This is a genomic window from Synergistaceae bacterium (assembly GCA_031267575.1).
Taxonomy (GTDB): domain Bacteria; phylum Synergistota; class Synergistia; order Synergistales; family Aminobacteriaceae; genus JAIRYN01.
Genome location: JAIRYN010000047.1, coordinates 17,742 through 38,038 on the forward strand (window position 1 = coordinate 17,742; position 20,297 = coordinate 38,038).

Genomic DNA, 20,297 nt, shown 5'->3' on the forward strand with positions numbered 1-20,297 from the left:
CTTAGAACCCTAAATCCTCACCGACCATAATAACATGTGTTTTCCTGCTCACATTCGGTCTTTCCAAAATCAAAAGAGCCCGGCAGATGCGTGCTGGAGAATCGCAATCCACGCAGTAGCCCGTTTGGGTACAAGGCGTATTTCCATTTAAGCGCAAAACATTGGGCGGCGTCGCCGTCCGAGCCCTCACGACCGCCGCGTCCAAGTCCGCGACCACCTTGTTGACGCTAATAACGAAAATCAGTGTATTGCGCCCCCAGGCCATAGCGCTGACACGGTTGCCGTTGCCGTCGATATTTACAATCTTACCATCCTTGGTAATGGCGTTGGCGCTTGTCAGAAAATAGTCCGCGCAATACTCGTCCATTAAAACTTTGGAACGTTCATCAGGCGATAAAGCGGGATTCCAATGGTGGTATATTGTACACCCTCGCTCCGCCAACTTTTCCATAGCTCCGATCTCCCTAACCGTCACCGTTCCAGGAACGCCTACTGATGTTCCCCCGGGGATCAGCTTCAACACCTCTTCCAGCGCCGCCTCTTTTGAAGGAACATAGGTCGCCTCATATCCTTTTGCCTTTAGGGCTTTGACCACGGATTGCCCCAGGATTTCACGCGCTTTTGCCCGCGCGTCACCGAAAGGATCGCTCATTTTTAACGCCCCCATTTGTATAATTATCCTGCCTTCCGAGGCCCCCAAGCCCAACGCGAGGCATGGATTGTTTCCTTACTGCCGCTCCAGAGCGTGAAGATGAACGCGCTCTAAAGCCGTGCGCAACGTTTTCCTATCGATGCCCATTTTCGCCCCCGCCATAGAAAGATTCACGTAAAGACTTCGATCCACCGGGTTAAAGTAAACGGCCTCGGCGAGAAGCCTAGCCTCAGAGGGAACATTCAATATCGTCTGAAAGTCCTTCCACAGAGGCCCCACATCGCCAGCCAAAGAACCGGAGGGCAAAGGATTATTCTTATTATCACCGTTCCCCTCAAAACTCAAACAAGCCAGAAACATCTCGAACGCTTGGCTATAGTTTCCCTCCCGATAGTGATCGACTCCTTCGTTGAAGAGGCCTTCTCGTGTGACGGATTCCACGGCAGAGACGGAAAAAACTGGGGAAACCGCTGAGGCCACTTTATTGGCAACAGGTTTTGCTTGGAAACGCGTGTTTCTTCTGAAGCTGCGCGGCGACGTATTTCTCTTGGGAGGCTGGCGTCTTCTGTTTTGCACCTCCAACTCAGCCAGCTTGGTCTTGGCCTCGTCGTGGTCCGGTTGATATGTCAACGCTCTTTGCAGGGACTTAATTGCCCCGGCTCTATCGCCCAGTTCGTTGCGAGCGTCGGCGAAACCTATCCAAGCATTCACGTCGTTGCTGTAAACCGACAACGCCTCTGAGAAATACCGAGAAGCGTCTTCGTATTTTTTCAACTCCAAAGCCGCCGTGCCCTCTCTCATGGCTTGCTCGAACTTTTGCGTCACGGCTCGAACCTTTTGCTCCTCTTCCCGCGCGGCTAAGATGAGAGAAATCCGCCTGATGGCCTTCCGGGCAACGTCAGAGGAGGGGCTCAGATCAAGCATCCGGCTATAGGCCTCAGAGGCCGCCTGGAGGTCGTCCTGCTCCTCCAAGACGATGGCCAGCGCGAAATAAACGCTATAGCTGGTCGGATCGATCGCCGCAGCCTCCTTGAAGCTGGATTGGGCTTTGTCCCATGCCTTCAGACTGGAGTAAAGACGCCCGATTTCGTAAAATACCCCGGAACGAGCCGGCGCCTCGCTCTCAGAGAAGAACTTCAAGCTGGCCTGGTAGGCCGCCACCGCATCCTCCACTCGTCCGATATGTTCGGCGGCGCGAGCCGTGCCCAACAAAGGCTCGATCCTCCCAGCGTAGCGCCCCACCACCCGCTGATACATTTCAAAGGCGGCTTCGTATTGCTCCTGACCATAAAACGTCAGGGCTTCCCCCATGAGAAAATCGTAGGAGTTGCGCTTCCAATGATGGTACACCGTAAAGAGCGTCCCAATAATCAGGATCGAGAAAGCGCACAACACCAAAAAACGTCCGCGGTTCCCTCGGAAGCCGCTACGCCTATACAAAGGGGAAACGCGTCTCATCGGCTCGGTGTCCTGCATCTGTTGAGCGAGATGAAGCGCTTCTCTCTCCGCAGATCTCCACATGGCGTATTTCTCACTGTCGTTACCGTGATTTTCGTCGTGAATTTTATCATGCGTTTCATCGCGATCACCGTTTTTTTCGCTTTTTTCAGTTTCCCCGCTTTTTTCGTGGGTTTCGTGGGTTTCGTGGGATGGAAGCGTAGAATCGTCAGAGACTGGAAAAATCTTGTCGAGGGAATCGCCAAAAACACCAGAACCCACATCGGCAAGGTCGGAAATATCGGAACCATCGGAAAGAGAAATTATCTCCGGAGTGGCGAGGGGTTCAGGCTCCTCGGAAGATGTTGATGTTTGTGTTTCCATGCCTGGTTCATCATCGAATTTTCTTTGATAAGCCGCCACGGAGATGTCTTCCTCCATCGAACTTTTCTTTATCAGGCTTTCTTCAATCAGGCTTTCTTCAATCGGGCTTTCTTCAATCAGGCTTTCTTTAATTGAATTTTCTTCAATTGAATTTTCTTCAATTAAGTTTTCTTCAATTAAGTTTTCCTGTATTGAATTTTTTTTGATATCTTTTTTGATATCTTCTTCGATATTTTCTTCGATATTTTCTTTAATGTCTTCTTCAATATTTATATTTCCTTTAATATTTCCTTTATCTTCTTTGATATCTTCTTCAATCGAGTTTCCCTTAGGTGTGGTTTTTCCAAGCACAACCTCCTTCACCGGGCTTACTTTAACCTCGGCGACGGAAAAAATCTCGCTAGAAGGAGGAGGCACAACCAGAAGCGGAACAACAGGGTAGTCCTCCTCACGAGTTTTATCAAGCATGGCAGCATAATCCATCACAAATAAGGATGCTTGCCACGCTCCGCCTCTGAGCCAGTCCTCCAGATTCTTCCTCACATCCAATCACCTCAGGAAGAGTTTATCAATACGAGTGGTCAACTGCAACTTTTTTAAGGCCAAAACAAAACTTAATTATTCAAGCTCAGATACCAGGTGAGAATCGAACAAAAAGGGCCTGAACGGTTAGCGATTTTTGACCAAGGTCTGAATGAGTGTCACCGCGCCGTCAATGCCGGTGGAACTGGTGTTAATCGCGAGATCGTAAGACCGCACATTCCCCCAAACCTCGTCCGTGTAATGTTGGTAATAATTGGCGCGTCCCTTGTCCATCTTGGTCATTTTCGACTCGGCCTCCTCCCGCGGGATACCGTATTCTTCCACGATGCGCCGCAGTTTGTCTTTCACCGACCCGTAGATGAACACTTTCACGCACTTGGGGTGGTTCCGGAGGATATAGTTAGCGCACCGCCCAATGATGACGCAGCTCCCTTGGCTCGCCAATTCCTCAATAGCCTTCGACTGCGCAAAATAAACTTGATCGCTGATGGGAATGTTGACCTGGGAGAAAATTCCCGACGAGACGTAGCCCCCTATGGCTAGATAGAACAAAAATCGACTGGTGGCCTCTTCCTCCGCTTTTTCGATCGTGATGGGATCGAGCCCGCTTTTAGCCACAGCTAGGTGAATCAAAGATTTGTCGTAAAACCCAATCCCCAGTTCTTCGGCTAGTTTTTCGCCGACCTGCCTGCCGCCGCTGCCGAATTCTCTGCCGATAGTGATCACCAAGTCGTCCATGGTCGTTTCTCCGATCCTTTCAGCGTACTAATACCTACTTATAACAAGTAGATACGTTTCGCGTAGCATTTCATTAAGTCAGCGTCCCCGCCTTTGCCAGATAACACTTCCACAACAACGCGCCTAGTCCAACGCCGCCCAAGACGTTGCCCACCGTTACCGGCAGCAGATTACTCATGAAGAATTTCCCCCAAGTCAACGCCGCCACATCGACACCCGCCCCCGACACCTTCGCCGCGTAAACGGGAACGTCCATCGCAAAAAGCCCCGCGGGGATATAGTACATGTTTGCCACGCTGTGCTCGAAGCCGCAGATGACGAAAAAGACTACGGGAATATATGCTCCCAGGACGCGGCCTGCGCTGTCTCTGGCGGACAAGCTGCACAAGACACCCAGACACACCAACACATTGCACAAGACACCCAGCAGCATGGCGGGAATGAACCCCACAGCGCACTTAGCCGCCGCTACTTTGATGGTGTAGACGGACAGACCGCCGTCGGAGTAGTTCATCTGTCCAGAATAAGCGCAGCTAGCGGCCAACAAGACAGCCCCCACAAAGTTGCCCAAGTACACTATCACCCAGTTTCTCAACATCCCTTTTATGGTGCTCCTGCCTTCCAATAAGGAAATAGGAATCATACAGTTGCCCGTGAACAGCTCTGCGCCTATCAGCATCACGACGCCCAGTCCGAAGGGAAAGAGCAGACCGCTGATTACCCGGGCGACAGATACGTTCACGATGGCGTGAGCGGCCGTGTTGGTCACCGCTGCGCCCATTCCAATCAGAAAGCCCGCGAGAATACCCAACAGGAATAGTTTTCCCGTGGGACTCGCCGCTTTTTTTGCGCCGATCTCTGCGTAATCCGTGATGATTTCGACAGGCGTCAACAACTGCGGCGCGTTCACGCTCCGCGCCCTCCAATGCACTTGGCCGCCTGCGTCACATGTTCGGCCAATAGGGTGGTGGTGACGCTCCCAACACCGCCCGGAACTGGGGTGACGGCGTCAACAATTTTTTCCGCGTCGGTAAAGTTGACGTCTCCGCACAAAACGCCGTTCTCGTCCTCGTTGATCCCCACATCAATCACCATTTGCCCTGGGGAAAAGTAATCTTGATCGATCATTCTGGCCTTGCCGATAGCTACAACCAACACGTCGGCCTCCCGGCATAAGGCGGACATGTTTTTGGTTCCCGAATGGCACACTGTGACCGTGGCGTTTTTGCCCAAGAGCATCATAGCCACCGGCCTGCCCACAACCAAACTGCGCCCCACGACCACCACCCTTTTGCCCTTCAGGTCAACGCCGTAGTGATCGAGAATTTTCACGCAAGCCTGGGGAGTGCAGGGAGGAAAACCGACGTTGATGCTCCCCGTAAACACGGCAGCGATGGATGCGTCGGTGATGCCGTCCACGTCTTTAGCCGGCAGAAGCCTGTTGCGAATCACCTCGTCATCGATATGCTTTGGCAGCGGGCGGAGCAACAATACACCGTGAATAGAGGCGTCCTCGTTGAGGCTGTCCACGACGTGCAACACCTCCTCCTGCGTGACGGTCGTGGGCAGGACGAGGCTTTTCACCTCCACCCCCAAGGATGAACAGCGCTTTGTCGCCCCGCGCTGGTAAGCGATGTCGCCCTCCCGTTCACCCACACGAACGATAGCCAACCCTGGCAAGATATTTCTTGCCCTCAATAATCTCACTTCTTCCTTGATCGCCGCATTTAGCTTCGCGACCACTTCGGCACCCTTCAATAACGTCGCGATGAAAATCTCCTCCCTATATATCCGTAGATCAATTTTTCCTGTTCACGCGAAACAATTTCACGCGAAATAATTTTTGATGATGTGCACGATTCGCTGGGAGGCTTTTCCGTCACCAAAGGGCATTCCCCGGCCCATAAAAGATCGACGATAAGACTCGTCCTCCAGCAGGCACAATGCCTCTCTCTCGATCCGTTTTCGATCTGTTCCGACCAACACGCCTGTTCCTGTCTCCAGAGCCTCTGGACGCTCGGAGAGCTCTCGCAAAATTAACACCGGTTTTTCGAGGGCGGAGGCTTCTTCTTGGACGCCGCCGCTATCGCTCATAATAAAAAGGCTGCGGTTCATTGCGGCCACAAATTCAGGGTAGTCCAAAGGTTCTGTGAAGATCACTCTCGTACAGCCCTTCAGCGCCTCCTGTAGCGTGTCCCTGACCGTGGGGTTTTTATGGAGGGGAATCAGTATCTGGAGGTCGGGGTGTTTTTCCAAAATCCCCCGAACGGCGCCGCAGATCTCTAGAAGCGGTTTTCCCCAGGACTCGCGTCTGTGGGCGGTCATCAAAATCAAGGGGCTGCCGTGGGGTATATCGTTTAGAAAACTCGTTTCCATTCCCCGCTTCAAAGTCCAAAAAAGTGCGTCGATCACCGTATTCCCCGTGACGAACACCCGCGCGCTCCCCGCTCCCTCCGCCCGCAGATTTTGAGCCGACAGAGGGGTTGGGGCGAAATAAAGGGTAGAGACCTGGTCGGTGAGAACGCGGTTCGCCTCTTCTGGGAATGGACAAGCTAGGTCGTGGCTCCGTAGCCCCGCCTCCACGTGCCCCACGGGAATTTTTCTGTAGAACCCAGCCAAGGCAGCGGCGAATGTCGTGGTCGTGTCCCCGTGGACCAGCAGCAAATCATGAGGAGCCGAGTCCAAAAATGCCCCCACACCCTCTAAAACAGCGGAGGTAACGTAATCGAGGGTCTGCCGGTCTCTCATAACGGCCAGGTCCATGTCAGCCGTTATTCCGAAATGTCCCAGCGCCTGAGATAACATATCTGTGTGTTGTCCGCTGGAGAGAAGTCGTGTTTCAAAAACAGGATCTTCTTTTAAAGCCAAAATAAGAGGAGCCATTTTGATGGCTTCCGGTCGCGTTCCCACAACACAGGTAATTTTAATTTTTGCTTTCATAAGGGTTTACAACACTTTCGCGTAAGCCATCACACCTAGCAGGAGAAAACACGCATGCAACACCACCAGGCAGGTCACGGACCAGAATGGGGAGCGCGTCCACTCCATGAGGTGGTGGTGAAGGTGCCCTCTGTCCGGGTAAAAGGGAGATTTTCCCCTCAAAATCCGGCGGCTGAAAGCAATCAAGGTATCCAAAACGGGGACTCCCCCTAGCAACAGAAGCAAAAGGATGAGTTCGTGCAGTCCTATCCGGGCCAAGGCAGGAGACGCGCATATCACGAAGTGAGAGGCAAACAGGAAACCCAGAAGAGTGCTACCCCCGTCGCCCAGAAAGGTCTGGGCCATCGGAAAGTTCCAGCAAAAAATCCCCAGGGCGATGGCCGCGCCTACCACCCCAAAAAACGCGCCTCCCACGAAACAGAGTGCCGCTGCGGAGGAGATGAAAATGGAGATGCAAAGACCGTTGATGCCGTCAATGAAGTTGTACGCGCTTGTGGCCCCCGCGATCCAGATAACGCACACAAACCAGGGGATGGCTGGTAAAGGTAAGGGCAAAGTCACCAGAAAAGCCGCCAGCAGGTGGACCGCCAAGCGGATAAAGGGACTCATGGACTTCATGTCGTCCATATAGCCGCAGAAGAAAATTAAGGTGGCGGCCGTGGCACTGTAACGGATCTGGAGCATATCGGGCACGAAGTAAAGAGCCCACAGGAGATAGCCGGTCCACAGTCCCAAACCCGCGCCCCGCGGGGTGCTCTCACGGTGAATCTTCCGACCGCCGGGGAGGTCCATGATCCGGTAGTCGTGGGCGAGTCGGATGGAAAGGGGAGTGATGAACCCTCCCCAGAAAAAGCCGAAGAGCCCCATCAATACCAACCGAACGTTCATTTCGTGCCAAAAAGCCTGTCGCCGGCGTCGCCGAGTCCTGGCACGATGTAACCGTGATCGTTTAGGCGGCTGTCCAACGCCGCGATGAAGATATCTGTCTCAGGGTGGTTTTCCCGAACTTTGTTGATCCCCTCCGGAGCCGCGATCAAGCAGACCAAGGAAACCTTCCGGCCGCCTCGTTTTTTGATGAGAGAAATGGCTGCTGCGGCAGAACCTCCCGTGGCCAGCATGGGATCCACCACGAAAATGTCTCTTTCTTCTATGTCCGAGGGCAGTTTGCAATAGTACTCCACGGGTTCGAGGGTATCGGGATTTCTGTAGAGACCGATGTGTCCCACCTTGGCGTTAGGGATGAGCTGCAATAGACCATCCACCATGCCAAGCCCCGCGCGCAGAATGGGCACGACAGCCGGTGTTTTTCCTGCAAGAGTACGGGCCGTCGTTGGCGCCACAGGTGTTTCCACCTCCACATCGACCAGAGGAAGGTTTCTCGTGATCTCGTACACCATAAGACCGGTGATCTCCTGGGCCATTTCGCGAAATTCTTTGACGTTGGTGTTTTTGTCGCGGATGATGCCGATTTTGTGTTGCACCAGGGGATGATTGAAAATCACCACCCGGCCTTCCTCTCGACCTTCTTCTTTTGCCGAAACGACGGAAAGCGTCGAGGATTCAGCCGCGGCGATCTTGTTGATCCTAACCAGGTGACGCCCTCCCTCGAACGGGGTATCGAACCAGGCGCTCAAAATTGCGCGGGCGTTTTCGGGTGGCAGGACACGCCCTCCCATACAGAGGATATTCAAGTTGTTGTGAGCCTTGCCCAATCGCGCGCTTTCGACATCGTTACACGCGGCGGCGCGTATTCCGCCAATTTTGTTGGCGGCTATAGCCATGCCTATCCCCCTTCCGCACAAGAGCACTCCCCTGTCCGCTTCTCCCTTGGAGATGGCCCTCGCCACTTTCAATGCGATATCCGGGTAATCGCTTTGCTCTCCCCTAAAGACACCGCAATCTAACACCTCGGCTTTGCCCTCGAAAAAACTCGTTACAGCGGATTTCAAAGGAAAGCCTCCATGGTCGCATCCAATCGCCACAATCATTTTCTTTCACGCACCTTCCGCGATGTTGTCAAAATCATATCACAGTCCTACGCGAATGATCCAAGAGCGAAGGCATGCGGCCGCAGCGATCTTCTGAATCTTCTTCTGATAAATTTTCTTGTTTATATTGCCAAAAACCTATATGGTTAGAAACGGTATATGGTTAGAAACGGTAGCTGTTTCTTTAATACCTCAATCAACACCTATTCCATCAAAATCAGGCTCTGTTGAAGTTAAGGTGAACTCTTCCATACAGCAAGACACAAAGTATCTTCTTGCCTTGAACTATATATCTTATCCATAACACCATATTATACTCTATATCCTAATTAGTAAAGCTAGAAGCAATCTCCCTTATCATCCACGGCAGCGATCTCCCCTAAGCTCTGTTTTAGCTGAAGAGTTTAACATAAAAAAAGAGCACGTAAAACGCTTGTTTTTGGAGTAGAATTATCACAAAATACAAAAGGGAGGGAACGGCATAAAACTGAAAAAACGATTCCTGTCCCAGGGATCTGGACACTTCCTTTTAATGAGGTTTTCAGCGATGATGTTTTCAGTGATGCGGTTTTCAGTGAGGTTTTCGATAGTGTTCGCGATGGCGGGGATTTTTTCGCTCATCGCTGTAACGCCGGGTAAGGCCTGTGGAGAAGGGACCGTCATAGAAGACTTATCAGTTCTCGCCACGGTGACGAAGGGCAGTATTCTTTCTGTGGAAGAGACTTTGATTGTGTTTTTCGACGGACTGCCTCTCTCCGAGGACCTGACGCGAGGGATCTCCAGGCGCTACGTCCGAGACGGCTACGAAAAAAACAAGACGGGTTTCGTGTTGCTGGATGCCACCCTGGACGGGCAGCCCGCGAAAACGGACATACAACGCAGAACCGACAGCCTGAGATTGACTCTGGCTCGCAGAGGCGGAGGCTTTATGTCGGCGCCGATGTGGGGAAGGCATGTCTTCAAACTGAAGTACGAGCTGATCAACATGATCTCTTTTTTCGACCCCGAAAACGCCCAAGAATACTCCCTTGAAGGAATGCCCGCCGACCAGGACTTACTGATTTGGAACCTGGTGCAGGGAAGTTCCTGCCCGATTCTACGGATCTCGGTGGAGGTGAAGTTGCCCGATCCAGAGTCGACAGAAAAAGAAGGCCCCGCGTTTGGGCTTTTTACTGGACATATGAGCACTCTTGATCGAGGAGAGAGCATCCACACCGAAAGGCCAGGCGCCCTTTCGACCACGGCGGAGCTGCCGGAGGGAAGTGACTTTACACTCTACATGTCTTGGGACAAGGGATTTGTGATGGGGACGCACCAGAATGTTTCCCCCTGGCGTTACTTGGATTTGGGTGCTATGATCCTTTTAACGATTTACTATGCCTATACTTGGTGGGCCTACGGTCGTCTGTTCAAGCGCCAGACCGCGCCTTTGAGCGTAATCCCTCCGGCGAACCTTTCTCCTGGGCTTCTGCGTTACCTTCGCGACATGCGTCCGAGCGCGCGGATCCTGACTGCGGAAATCCTTAACCTGGCCGTCAAGGGCTACATTCGCCTAGACAACGCCGAAGACGCCGCCGACGGAAAGAAGGATGAAAGGAAGGATGAAAGGAAAACTCCGGTCAGACAAAGCTACTACTCGACGTTGGAGCGTATGATGAGCCGTAAATATCGGCTGAGACCGAACGACTCTTCTTTGAACTCTCCGGCTTTGACCGCTACAGAAAAAATTTTGTTACACAACTTGTTCGCCCAAGGAGGAGAGCCGGTCGTTCTGGACGAAAGCTGTGCCGCCCGTTTGAAAACCGCGTTTCGCGCGTTGATTCGAAGTTTTTCGGATGTAGGAAAACGTTTCTTTTTTCAGCACATGGGACGATGGGTATTGGGGCTCGTTTGTTTTGAAGCCTACACGGGGTTTATTATGTTCCAGAACCTCTCCCAGGGCGTGGGCGGTATAGAGCCCAGCAGTGAACACGCCTTGGCTTTCATGGCCCCTCTTTTTTTCCTGACTCCCCTTCTCGGTGGGGAGACGCTGTGGAGGCAAAGCACCCCCATGTTCATTCTGCGCACGGGGATTCCTCTTTTCTTCTGCGCCTGCTCTCTGACTCTCCTCCATCAGCAAGGGATGGACTCCTTGAGTATCGCCACCTTGGCCGGCAGCATCGCCGTTATCGGCTTCTTTTGGGAAATAGCTCCTAGCCGCTCCGAGGAAGGACAAAAACTTCTGGGAGAAATAGAAGGGTTTCAACTGGGACTGGGGAGCCGGGCGGAGCTCAGGGAGCAGGACAATATCGAAAAATTCGAGAGTCTTCTCCCTTACGCCTACGCGCTTGGCCTAGAGCAGCCGTTGATCGCTCGATACGACCCTTTGATCTCCCCGCTGAGGCATCGGGCGAAATGGCACACCAATGCATCCCATAGCCTCAGTAGCGGCGCGGAGCACTACACGTTGACCTACGAACTGGGGGAGGCAATAAAAACGTTTTTGTCCGATTTGTCCGATTTGTCCGATTGACATACTCCCACGACTAAAGTCAGTCGTGTTCCGCGAATATGAAATATGAATAGATATTTATCTCTAGACTATATGAGACTATATGAGACTATATGACGGACTCGAAGGTTCCGCGGACGGTAGCCTTGCCGGACTCCACCATTACCCGTCCCCGGGCGATGACTAAGTTGATGTTCATGTCTCCATCCAGGACCGCGAAGTCCGCGTCGCAACCTACCTCGATACGCCCTTTGGTGGGCAACATCAAGACTCTGGCCACGTTGGAAGTAAGGGGTTTCAGGGCCATAGACAGATCCAAGCCACTGGCGACCATGGACTTCAACTCTTTTTGCAGGCCGGAGAGCTTCGTGACAATCAAACGTTCCACTTTACCGGTCTTGTCAAACACGGCCATGCTGCCATTGCCGTCGGAGCTGATGGTGATGTTGTCGATGGGGATTCTCTTCTCCAGGCAAAGATTGATGGCCTCCGCGATGGGCACAGCCCCGGCAAAGCCGTTCGATTCGCTCATGCCGGCTGTTATGTCGATGATACCGCCCAAAGCCGCGAAAATCATCGACTGCTCGAAAAGATCTCGGCTACGCGTTACGTGAGTGGGCAGAAAGTGCCTTATAGGAATTTCCGTGTCTTTCAAAATTTTGAAAATGCCGCTAAATCCCTCTTTGCCACTACCCATGTGAAGATTCACCACTCCGGCTTTGCCACTGAGCATCCCTCCGAGGCGGGTATCCACGGCGATGCGGATCAGCTCCTCCATTGTGGGTATCGACGAACGATGATCGGATATAGCGATCTCTCCCGTACCGATGACCTCGTCCACGATAACGATATCCCGCCGCGTCGAACCCGTTAGCGAGATCAGCGGCAACTCGTAGGAGCCCGTGTAAATATAGGCCGTTATTCCCTCTCGCATCAATCCTTTGGCCTTGGCCAACAGCGTTTCCATGTGGCGGGTAGTGCCATCCGTGCCGATGACGCCCACCAGTGTCGTGATTCCGCTTTCCGTGACGGCAGAGAGGGTCACTTCAGGCGTTCGGCTATGAAAGCCAGCCTCGCCGCCGCCTCCGATGATGTGGACATGATTGTCGATAAAACCGGGAATCAACCTCATGCCGCGCAGGTTCCGCACCTCCACGTCTATTCCCGCGCAGGTGAAGTCGATGCCTCTATCAATTGCCGCGATTTGTCCGTTCAAAACGAGAACATCCGCAATTCCTAAGTAATCAGGCGAGTAAACCTCTCCGTTTTTAAGTAACAGAACCATCCACGATCCCCCGTCCTCTGTCGCGGCCTATCGTCGATTCAACGCTTCACTTGGAGTCGGTTACTCGGTTACGTTGAAAATCTGACGCCCTTCGTCAATTTCGTCCAGTTTGCGCTCGAAACCATAGATCGTCGGGTCAATTTCGTCCACCGTATTGTTCAACTCGTCCAATCCGCGGAAACGGTAGCCTTTGGGCAGACGGTTGGCAAATCGCTTGATCTTTAAAAGAGCCTGAAGGTAGTTGCGTTCGTAAGGTAAAACCATCTGAGCGGCCAATAACGCGTTGGGCGTTGGTTCCTCGAAAAACAACATCGCCATTTCCAAGTTTTCATCAATCTCCATTTCATCGTACCATATCGAGGCTAAAATGGAGCGGTAGCGATTGCGATCATGACCGTGTACCAGTTTGCGGACCACACGGTCGATTTTGCGTAGCCCCGCGTGAAGAAAACCCGTCACGATGGACGCGTCGCCCGGAGGCATAGAGTACTGGGCAATGTACTCGGCCTCGACTTCGAGGATCGCCTGTTTGCGTAAAAGCCTCCCGTAAGAAGGCCGCAGAGTCACCACGGCCTGTTCGGGAGGACTGTTCATCAGCGTCCGAAAGACCTCGTCTGTTTGAAACCCGTGACGCTCGAAGGGAGAATTTTCGAGCCAGGTGACAAAACCCGGATCGAATAGCCCCTTCCGCCCGGCCCGACCCGCCATCTGCAAAAACTCGTTTTTGGTGATGGGCTCGTCGTGATGGTACTGAACCAGTTGGGCGAACACGGCGTACTGAGCGGGAAGGTTTACCCCCAAGGCCAAGGCGTTGGTTCCACAGACCACATCCAGCAAACGCTCCCTGAAGGCGGACTCCACAAGAAGTTTTTCTTTGGGGAACATGCCACCGTGGTACACTCCCACTCCATGAAGAAGGGGCATTTGGATCTTTTGCACCTCCAGGATTTCCGCCAATTCCTCAAGGCGCGTCAAGTGCTCGCGGGTTAGGCGTTTACGGGCTTTAGCGATCTGAAAAGCCAAGTCGTAGGCTCCTTTTTGGGAGAACAAAAAAATCAACGCGTCATGAACAGTATGGAGCGTCATGGGCTTGTCTGGAGCGAAAATAAGGCGCGTCATACGCTCGCGGCTTTCATGAACGACAAAAGAACGGGACGAAATCTCCGACAGGTAGCGGCCCACTTTTTTGGCGCCTCCCAGAGTGGCGGACATCACCAAAACGGCTGTGTCAGGGTGGGTATTTTTTATTCCGTCGATGTAAGTCCGCGCCCGGTCGGAGTCGTTAAAGATGTAATGGAACTCGTCCACGATCAACATCTGTCCGGCTCGGTCCGTATATTTCATGGTGTAGATTTCCTGTGTACAGCAAATGATCTGGGCTTCTTCGTTGCGTTTGAAATCGCCAGTCTCGATACCCACATCGAACCCCATCCGTCTGAGGTCCATGTAGCGTTCATTACTCAACGCCTTGATGGGCGCGGTAAAAATGACGCGGCTCGCGGATGGAAGCCGCGTTTTACCGTCAACGTTCAACAGGTTTGCCCAAAGGTAAGCCACCAACGTTTTCCCTGCACCAGTAGGCGCGGATAACACCGCGCTTTGGTCTCGTATCCGAGAGTAGGCATCCAGTTGCCATTTGTAAAGTTCTATGTTCGAATCGCTCTCTTCTGAATTAGATAAAAGGCCTAAAGAAAAGACCTAAAAACTAAAGCAAAGATACAAAGCAAAGGCCTAAAGAAAAGACCTAAAAACTAAAGCAAAGACACAAAGCAAAGGCCTAAAGAAAAGACCTAAAAACTAAAGCAAAGACACAAAGCAAAGGCCTAAAGAAAAAACCTAACGACTAAAGAAAAGATCTAAAGCAAAAACCTAAAGCAAAAACCTAAAAAAAGGCCTATTGAGATTATACAGCTATTCTTTTAGCATCGCCAACCGCCAAACGTCACCTCGCACTTCTCGCGCCGTGGAAGACCAAGGTTAGCTAGGCACTGGCGCAGATCCTGAGGCAGAAGTGAAGTAAAGCTCAAAGGTCGGCTCGTCACAGGGTGATTGAAGGCCAGTCGCCAAGAGTGCAAAAAAACCCGATTGAGCCCCTCGATCCGTTGCGCGCCATAAAGGGTATCCCCTACAAGGGGGTGTCCCTCCGCCGCCAAGTGGACGCGTATCTGATGGGTGCGTCCCGTGAGGAGCTTGCAGATCAGCAAAGCATAGTTCGCGCTATTCCAAAGCACGCGATACTCTGTAGCCGAGTCCCGTCCACCTTCGATGACAGCCATCTTCAGGCGATTTTGTGGGTTACGGCCGATGGGACCCTCGATAATCCCCGTCTGTCGCTTGAAACGTCCCTGAACCAGAGCAAGATAATATTTCTCGATAGCTCGTTCTTTGAAGTCTTTCTGGAGGGCTTCCATCGTCCTCTGTTCCCGGGCTACCAGCATCAGCCCGGAGGTGGTGGCGTCCAGTCGGTGGACGATGCCCGGCCGCGCCACGTTGTTGAACGGTCCGAGATCGGGATATCGAAAGAGAAGCCCGTGCACCAGAGTTCCCGTCCAGTGCCCCGACGCGGGATGCACCACAAGACCGGCTGGTTTGTCGATGACCAAAAGGTACGGGTCCTCATGAGCGACCTCAAAGAAAACGTCCTCGGGCTCAATTCCCAGGATTTGAGTTGGTGGAATGGACACAGAAAAAGATTGACCCTCCGATATCTTGTAGGAGGGTTTGATCTTGAAAGAAGGATCATTCAGCGACTCTAACGACACGTGGCCCTCGCGGATCAGCTTTTGAGCGAAAGCGCGGGTAATCCCCAGCTGCCGGGCAAGGGAAATATCCAACCGTTCCGATATTTGGGCGATGTAGCGCTCGACTGTCATGGCGGGAAGCAAAAGAGGCAGGGGAAGCCTAAAGGGGGCTCTCTCCCACTCCTCTTTTAGTCTCTAACTCTTTTCTAAGCCTTCAACACGCCTACGCACCGAGGGCATAGTCCATTCTCACCGGGAGTTTCGGAGTACTTCCAGCACCGTGGACACTTGACGCCGGACGTGAAGGCCACGGCCATGACGTAACCTGTTTCCTCGTCCGTGATCACTTTAGCCAGAGGCAGAGAAAAATCCTCTACCCACTCGAACTTGGACACGATCGCGATGTCGGCCATTTCTTGCAACGTAAAAGCCGAGACGACATCTGCCAGGTCCTCTGTCTTTTTGACCTGCACGTGAGCTTCTAGCGAGGTTCCAATGGTCTTCGCGGCCCGCAGTTCTTCCAGAGCGCGAGATACGGCTCCTCGTAAGAGCAAGACCTTGCTCCACAGAGCGTCGCTCCATAAAGCGTCCAAGGGCTCGTCTATGGCGCTGGGGTCGGGCTTGGGGAAATCGGACAAGAAGACGCTCTCAGGCAGAGTGGAGTCGATGGCGCGCATCTCCTGCCAGATCTCCTCCGCGGTGAAGCTGAGGATCGTCGCAAGCATACGGGCGACGGCGGAGAGCACCTCCCACATGGCGGTTTGCGCGCTCCGGCGGAGAAGGGAATCGGCGGACTCCACGTAAAGGCGGTCCTTATTCACGTCCAGGTAGAAAGAACTCAGCTCCGTGACGCAGAAGGAGTGGATCGCGTAGGTGGGCAGGTGGTACTCGTAGTTCTCGAAGCCCTCCCCAGCCCGCTCGACGACTCGGTTTAGTCGGCCGAGAATCCATCGGTCCATAGGTTGCATCTTGTCCCTGGGTACAACATGGCGCTTAGGGTCGAAGTCGTGCAGGTTCCCCAGTAGGAAGCGGGCGGTGTTGCGGATGCGTCGGTAGGTCTCCGACAAAGACTTCATAATGGTCTTCGAGATGCGCACATCGTTGCGGTAGTCGGTAGACGCTACCCACAGGCGCAGGATGTCCGCCCCGTACTCGTCCACCACCTCTTGAGGGAAGACGCTGTTCCCCAGGGACTTCGACATCTTGCGTCCTTCGCCGTCTAAAATGAATCCGTGAGTTAGAACCTGTTTGTAGGGTGCTCTGCCCTTCACCGCCACGGCGGTCATGAGGGAGGACTGGAACCAACCGCGGTGTTGGTCGCTGCCTTCTAAGTAGAGTTCCGTAGGCCATTCGTGCCCTTCCCTCGTGTTCAGCACGGCGAAATGGGAGACGCCGGAGTCGAACCAGACATCGATGATATCGTTGGTTTTCGACAAGTTCTGGGATCCGCAAGCATCGCAGACGGCCAAGTCGCCGAAGAGTTTCTGGGGCGTCTTTTCCTTGTCCCACCAGATGGAACAGCCGTTAGGCGCGTCTTTAACCTTTTCCGCGAAGCGACGTACCCGTTGAGAGGTCAAGGAGTATGCGCCGCAGTCCTCACACTTCAGGGCCGGAATGGGAACACCCCAGATCCTCTGACGGCTGATGCACCAGTCGGAGCGGTCCCTCACCATATTGTAAATACGGTCGCGCCCCCAATCGGGTATCCAGCGGACTTCCTTCTCGATGACCTCTAAGGCTCTATTCCGGAACTTGGGCACGGAGATGAACCACTGTTCTGTGGCGCGGAAAATGACGGGTTTTTTGCAGCGCCAGCAGTGAGGGTAGCTGTGCATGATCGTGCTATTGCCCAAGAGGCGTCCCCGTTCTGCGATGAGTTCCAGTGCCTTTTTTCCGCCCGAATCAATGTCCATGCCGCCAAAGAGGGAGGTATTTTTGAGATAATGTCCCGTCTCGTCCACGGGATTGTAGATGTCGATACCATACTTGACGCCGCTCTCAAAGTCCTCCGTGCCGTGACCGGGCGCCGTGTGGACGCAGCCCGTGCCCGAGTCTAACAAGATGTAATCGGCCAAAATCAGGGGAACTTTCCTCTCGTCATAAAAAGGATGGATGGAAATCAAGCCTTCCAGCTCGGAACCTTTGACTTTGAGGATGGACTCGCCAAAGGTCAATCCCGTCTCCTTGGCCACGGAGTTTTTCAGGTCCGCCGCGATCAGGTAAACCTTGGAGTTGCTCTGGTTCCCCGTTTCGTCCGCCTCGTAAAAGCCATATTCGTACTGAGGATGTAGGGCCACGGCCATACTGGCGGCCAAGGTCCAGGGGGTCGTCGTCCAGATGAGGACGGAAACATCTTTACCCGCCAGTTGGGGGTATCTTTCGCTCACGCCCGGCATGGGGTAGGCGATGGTGACGGAGGGCGAGGATTCATCCCAGTATTCAATTTCGCTTGTGGCTAGGGCCGTTTGGCAGTCGATGCACCAGTAGACTGGCTTGAGTCCGCGGTACACTAAGTCTTTGTCGATCATCTCGGCGAAGGCGTTCAATTCCACGGCTTCGTAAGCCGGTTCGAGAGTGATGTAGGGGGCGTCCCATTCGCCGAACACTCCCAGACGCTTGAACTCGTCGGTTTGAACGTCGATGAATCGATAGGCGAACTCCGTGCACTTTTTGCGAAGCAAGACGGGGTCGGCCGCCTCTTTGGACATTTTTTCATCCTTCAGGACCCGAAGCTCGATAGGGAGGCCGTGGGTGTCGTAGCCGGGGATAAAGGGGGCGTAGTAGCCACACATCAATTTATACTTAGGAATAAAGTCCTTGAGAATTTTGTTGAAAGCGGTTCCGATGTGAATATTGGCATTGGCGTAAGGAGGTCCGTCGTGAAGAATGAACTTCTCCGCGCCCTCGCGCCGCTTCAAAGCTTTGTGATACGTGTCGTTATCCTGCCAGAACTTTAAAAAATCGGGCTCCCGGCTTGCCAAGTTGGCCCTCATGGGAAAGCTCGTGACAGGAAGGTTCAGCGTATCTTTATAATCCTTTACTTCTTTACACATCCAAACCGCCCCCTCGATAAAAACATATCACCATTCAACGCGCTCTTCAATCAGCGCGCGGGTGATATATAATACTATCATAAAGCGGGAGCGTGGATCAAACGTAAGAGAGTTGGGCAAGCGTGGCGGCAGTAAAATATGGACAAGGAGTTGTGACGATGACGACAACAACTTTATGAGACCAACCCGCGAACTCCTTGACAAAAATGGGGTTCTGATTTATAAACACATATATTGAGCGCAGTAAAGCTCAAGGCGTTTTAACGGCTGAAAACGACTGAAGGAGAGATGGAGATATGAGGTATGAGTTAGCAATTTATTACAAGTCATTTTATTATTATACTATCTTCTCCTTTATTAGCATGGGTCCTGATTCGCGGAGGATTTGTGCTTGTCGTGGTCCGGCCTGATAGAGAAGGATAGAGAAGATACGACATAGCGCGATTCAGTATGTGAAACCGGGGTCCGGAAGAGGGCCCCGGTTATTTTTTTGTTTCTTGTTTTATAGAATGGAGAGAATGAAATGAGCTACAGGATAGGCATTATTGGACTAGGGTTGATGGGCGCGTCCCTCGCCGGAGCGCTGCACGGTTTCAAAAACGCTCGAATTGCGGGCGCGGATGTTTCAGAAGGCGTTTGCGTCAAGGCAAAACAGGCCGGTTTTGTGGATGAAGCCTATGTAGACGCGGGAGACGCCATACACGGCGCAGACCTAATCATCTTTTGCGTATACGCGCGTCATATTCCGCGGTTGATATCAGAGAACGCGTTGTGTTTCAAAACCGGCTCGGTGGTATCCGACATCTGCGGGGTGAAAAGTGAATTGTACGCCAAACTGCGAGGCTTGCTGCCAGAGCACGTGGACTACGTCGGAATCCACCCCATGACTGGCAAGGAGCGAGACGGCATAGACAACGCGGACCCCGCGATTTACAAAAACTCCGGCATGATCATCTGCCCGCTTCCCAGCAGTAAGCCCGAGGATATCGCTTTAATGAAAGATATAGCGGAGTACATCGGGGTGACAAGGTTGGCAACCTCTCCTCCAGGCGAACATGACAGCGTGATCGCCTATACCAGTGATTTGATGCACATTGCCGCGGCAGGGCTCTGCGTGGAGTTTCACGCGGGTATGACGTCGGCTTTCGCGGCCGGGGCGTTTCGTGACTGTACACGCATCGCCAACATAAACCCGGAGGCGTGGACGGAGCTGCTGATGGACAATAGGTCGCACACACTTGCCCGGCTCAACGAATACATCGGTAGCTTACAGACTATCCGCAGGTCTCTCGCTGACGGCGACAAAACCCTGCTGTACTCGCTACTCGACAAGGCTGGCAGGAATAAGAGGAAAATGCTGGCGAGGTAATGCAAACCATTGAAGGGTCCATTGAAGGATTGAAGGAGCGTAAGATTCAGCCCTCAACTTTAAAACGCAGCTCTGTAGCGGTCAAAATTTCTACCGGCACAAACCCGGCTTCAGGAACCGCGATCATAAAGTCGGTCACGTTAAGCGACATTTCCCCGACCGCTGCGACCGGTGCGATTATGGGCGTCGTCGGGGCTATGATCGACGTCCTCGCGGGCGATTATATGACGATAGAGCGGACTATCGTTAGCGTATTGGAAAATTAAATTGGAAAATTAAATTGGAGAATTAAGACGCTAAAAAACGGAACAGCAGCAAGGCCGTATCAGACGATCCAGGCAGCGCTGAATGCTATTCCCAGGTATTTCGTGGATGTAGTGGTAAAAATTAAACCTGGGACTTACGATGAAGTGCTAAAACTAACTGACAAAATATATACAGGGAAGAGTCTAAGCATCACGTCTTTTTCCGGCGAAAAAGATAGCGTCATTTCTCGTACATCAACAGCTTTAGCAACAATGTTGTCTTTGTCCAACATAATGAGCAATCTGAGTGTCAGTAATATAACAATGGTCGTGTTAAATCCACAGTTGCCGCTGTCCGTCCGTGGATGGACGTGTCCGAGATGTGGGGCGGGGCGGAACACGACCGGGATATCAATCGGGATATCAAGGCG

The 20,297-nt window shown here is 52.7% G+C and carries 15 protein-coding genes; 3 read left to right on the plus strand and 12 right to left on the minus strand.

The features are described from left to right. Nucleotide 1: 1 nt before the first annotated feature. The 8 genes from LBJ36_06810 to upp form a co-directional block, all read right to left on the minus strand. Nucleotides 2-652, minus strand: a complete 651-nt coding sequence (locus tag LBJ36_06810; GenBank protein MDR1378750.1) for a lactate utilization protein — start codon at nt 650-652, stop codon at nt 2-4. Between the two features lie 75 nt (nt 653-727). Continuing rightward, nucleotides 728-2,956 (minus strand): tetratricopeptide repeat protein, encoded by a 2,229-nt coding sequence (locus LBJ36_06815; protein ID MDR1378751.1) that lies wholly within the window; start codon nt 2,954-2,956, stop codon nt 728-730. Nucleotides 2,957-3,142: 186 nt separating this feature from the next. Next, nucleotides 3,143-3,754 carry a cytidylate kinase-like family protein gene (locus tag LBJ36_06820; protein ID MDR1378752.1) on the minus strand — a complete coding sequence of 204 codons (612 nt, stop codon included), beginning with the start codon at nt 3,752-3,754 and terminating at the stop codon, nt 3,143-3,145. Nucleotides 3,755-3,827: 73 nt separating this feature from the next. Beyond that, complete coding sequence (locus tag LBJ36_06825; protein MDR1378753.1) at nt 3,828-4,664, minus strand: formate/nitrite transporter family protein; 837 nt, start codon at nt 4,662-4,664, stop codon at nt 3,828-3,830. Further along, entirely contained in the window at nt 4,661-5,512 is an 852-nt protein-coding gene (locus LBJ36_06830) for a bifunctional 5,10-methylenetetrahydrofolate dehydrogenase/5,10-methenyltetrahydrofolate cyclohydrolase (GenBank protein MDR1378754.1), read from the minus strand. Before LBJ36_06830 ends, LBJ36_06825 begins: the two co-directional genes overlap by 4 nt. 69 nt (nt 5,513-5,581) lie before the next feature. After that, nucleotides 5,582-6,694: a UDP-N-acetylglucosamine 2-epimerase (non-hydrolyzing) gene (gene wecB / locus LBJ36_06835; protein MDR1378755.1), complete on the minus strand. Its 1,113-nt coding sequence runs from the start codon at nt 6,692-6,694 to the stop codon at nt 5,582-5,584. Nucleotides 6,695-6,700: 6 nt separating this feature from the next. Continuing rightward, nucleotides 6,701-7,582, minus strand: coding sequence for an undecaprenyl/decaprenyl-phosphate alpha-N-acetylglucosaminyl 1-phosphate transferase (locus LBJ36_06840; protein ID MDR1378756.1), 882 nt, complete (start codon nt 7,580-7,582; stop codon nt 6,701-6,703). Further along, the gene (upp, locus tag LBJ36_06845; GenBank protein ID MDR1378757.1) at nt 7,579-8,682 is read right to left on the minus strand and encodes a uracil phosphoribosyltransferase; all 1,104 of its coding nucleotides are present in this window, start codon (nt 8,680-8,682) and stop codon (nt 7,579-7,581) included. Before upp ends, LBJ36_06840 begins: the two co-directional genes overlap by 4 nt. Before the next feature lie 574 nt (nt 8,683-9,256). On the opposite strand from upp, the gene LBJ36_06850 reads away from it, so the two are divergent. Further along, nucleotides 9,257-11,194: a DUF2207 domain-containing protein gene (locus LBJ36_06850; protein MDR1378758.1), complete on the plus strand. Its 1,938-nt coding sequence runs from the start codon at nt 9,257-9,259 to the stop codon at nt 11,192-11,194. Between the two features lie 88 nt (nt 11,195-11,282). Here the strand turns inward: LBJ36_06850 and iadA are convergent, their stop codons facing one another. From iadA to ileS, 4 genes are all read right to left on the minus strand, one after another. After that, nucleotides 11,283-12,458 carry a beta-aspartyl-peptidase gene (gene iadA, locus LBJ36_06855; GenBank protein ID MDR1378759.1) on the minus strand — a complete coding sequence of 392 codons (1,176 nt, stop codon included), beginning with the start codon at nt 12,456-12,458 and terminating at the stop codon, nt 11,283-11,285. A 60-nt stretch (nt 12,459-12,518) separates the two neighbouring features. Then, on the minus strand, nt 12,519-14,108 hold the full coding sequence (locus LBJ36_06860) for a DEAD/DEAH box helicase (GenBank protein ID MDR1378760.1): 1,590 nt from the start codon (nt 14,106-14,108) through the stop codon (nt 12,519-12,521). Between the two features lie 269 nt (nt 14,109-14,377). Beyond that, a complete protein-coding gene (locus LBJ36_06865) occupies nt 14,378-15,343 on the minus strand; it encodes an RluA family pseudouridine synthase (GenBank protein ID MDR1378761.1) in 966 nt (321 codons plus the stop codon). A gap of 62 nt (nt 15,344-15,405) precedes the next feature. Beyond that, entirely contained in the window at nt 15,406-18,252 is a 2,847-nt protein-coding gene (gene ileS / locus LBJ36_06870; protein ID MDR1378762.1) for an isoleucine--tRNA ligase, read from the minus strand. Nucleotides 18,253-18,775: 523 nt separating this feature from the next. On the opposite strand from ileS, the gene LBJ36_06875 reads away from it, so the two are divergent. Beyond that, nucleotides 18,776-19,621: a prephenate dehydrogenase gene (locus LBJ36_06875; protein MDR1378763.1), complete on the plus strand. Its 846-nt coding sequence runs from the start codon at nt 18,776-18,778 to the stop codon at nt 19,619-19,621. Next, nucleotides 19,621-19,887, plus strand: coding sequence for a DUF1659 domain-containing protein (locus LBJ36_06880; protein ID MDR1378764.1), 267 nt, complete (start codon nt 19,621-19,623; stop codon nt 19,885-19,887). Before LBJ36_06875 ends, LBJ36_06880 begins: the two co-directional genes overlap by 1 nt. The last annotated feature ends 410 nt before the right edge of the window (nt 19,888-20,297 follow it).

Bases quoted from the DNA above. Each gene is read 5' to 3' on its own strand.
- LBJ36_06810 (MDR1378750.1), bottom strand. From the start codon at position 652: ATGAGCGATCCTTTCGGTGACGCGCGGGCAAAAGCGCGTGAAATCCTG.
- wecB (MDR1378755.1), bottom strand. From the start codon at position 6,694: ATGAAAGCAAAAATTAAAATTACCTGTGTTGTGGGAACGCGACCGGAA.
- LBJ36_06815 (MDR1378751.1), bottom strand. From the start codon at position 2,956: ATGGATTATGCTGCCATGCTTGATAAAACTCGTGAGGAGGACTACCCT.
- LBJ36_06875 (MDR1378763.1), top strand. From the start codon at position 18,776: ATGAGCTACAGGATAGGCATTATTGGACTAGGGTTGATGGGCGCGTCC.
- ileS (MDR1378762.1), bottom strand. From the start codon at position 18,252: ATGTGTAAAGAAGTAAAGGATTATAAAGATACGCTGAACCTTCCTGTC.
- LBJ36_06820 (MDR1378752.1), bottom strand. From the start codon at position 3,754: ATGGACGACTTGGTGATCACTATCGGCAGAGAATTCGGCAGCGGCGGC.
- iadA (MDR1378759.1), bottom strand. From the start codon at position 12,458: ATGGTTCTGTTACTTAAAAACGGAGAGGTTTACTCGCCTGATTACTTA.
- upp (MDR1378757.1), bottom strand. From the start codon at position 8,682: ATGATTGTGGCGATTGGATGCGACCATGGAGGCTTTCCTTTGAAATCC.
- LBJ36_06880 (MDR1378764.1), top strand. From the start codon at position 19,621: ATGCAAACCATTGAAGGGTCCATTGAAGGATTGAAGGAGCGTAAGATT.
- LBJ36_06840 (MDR1378756.1), bottom strand. From the start codon at position 7,582: ATGAACGTTCGGTTGGTATTGATGGGGCTCTTCGGCTTTTTCTGGGGA.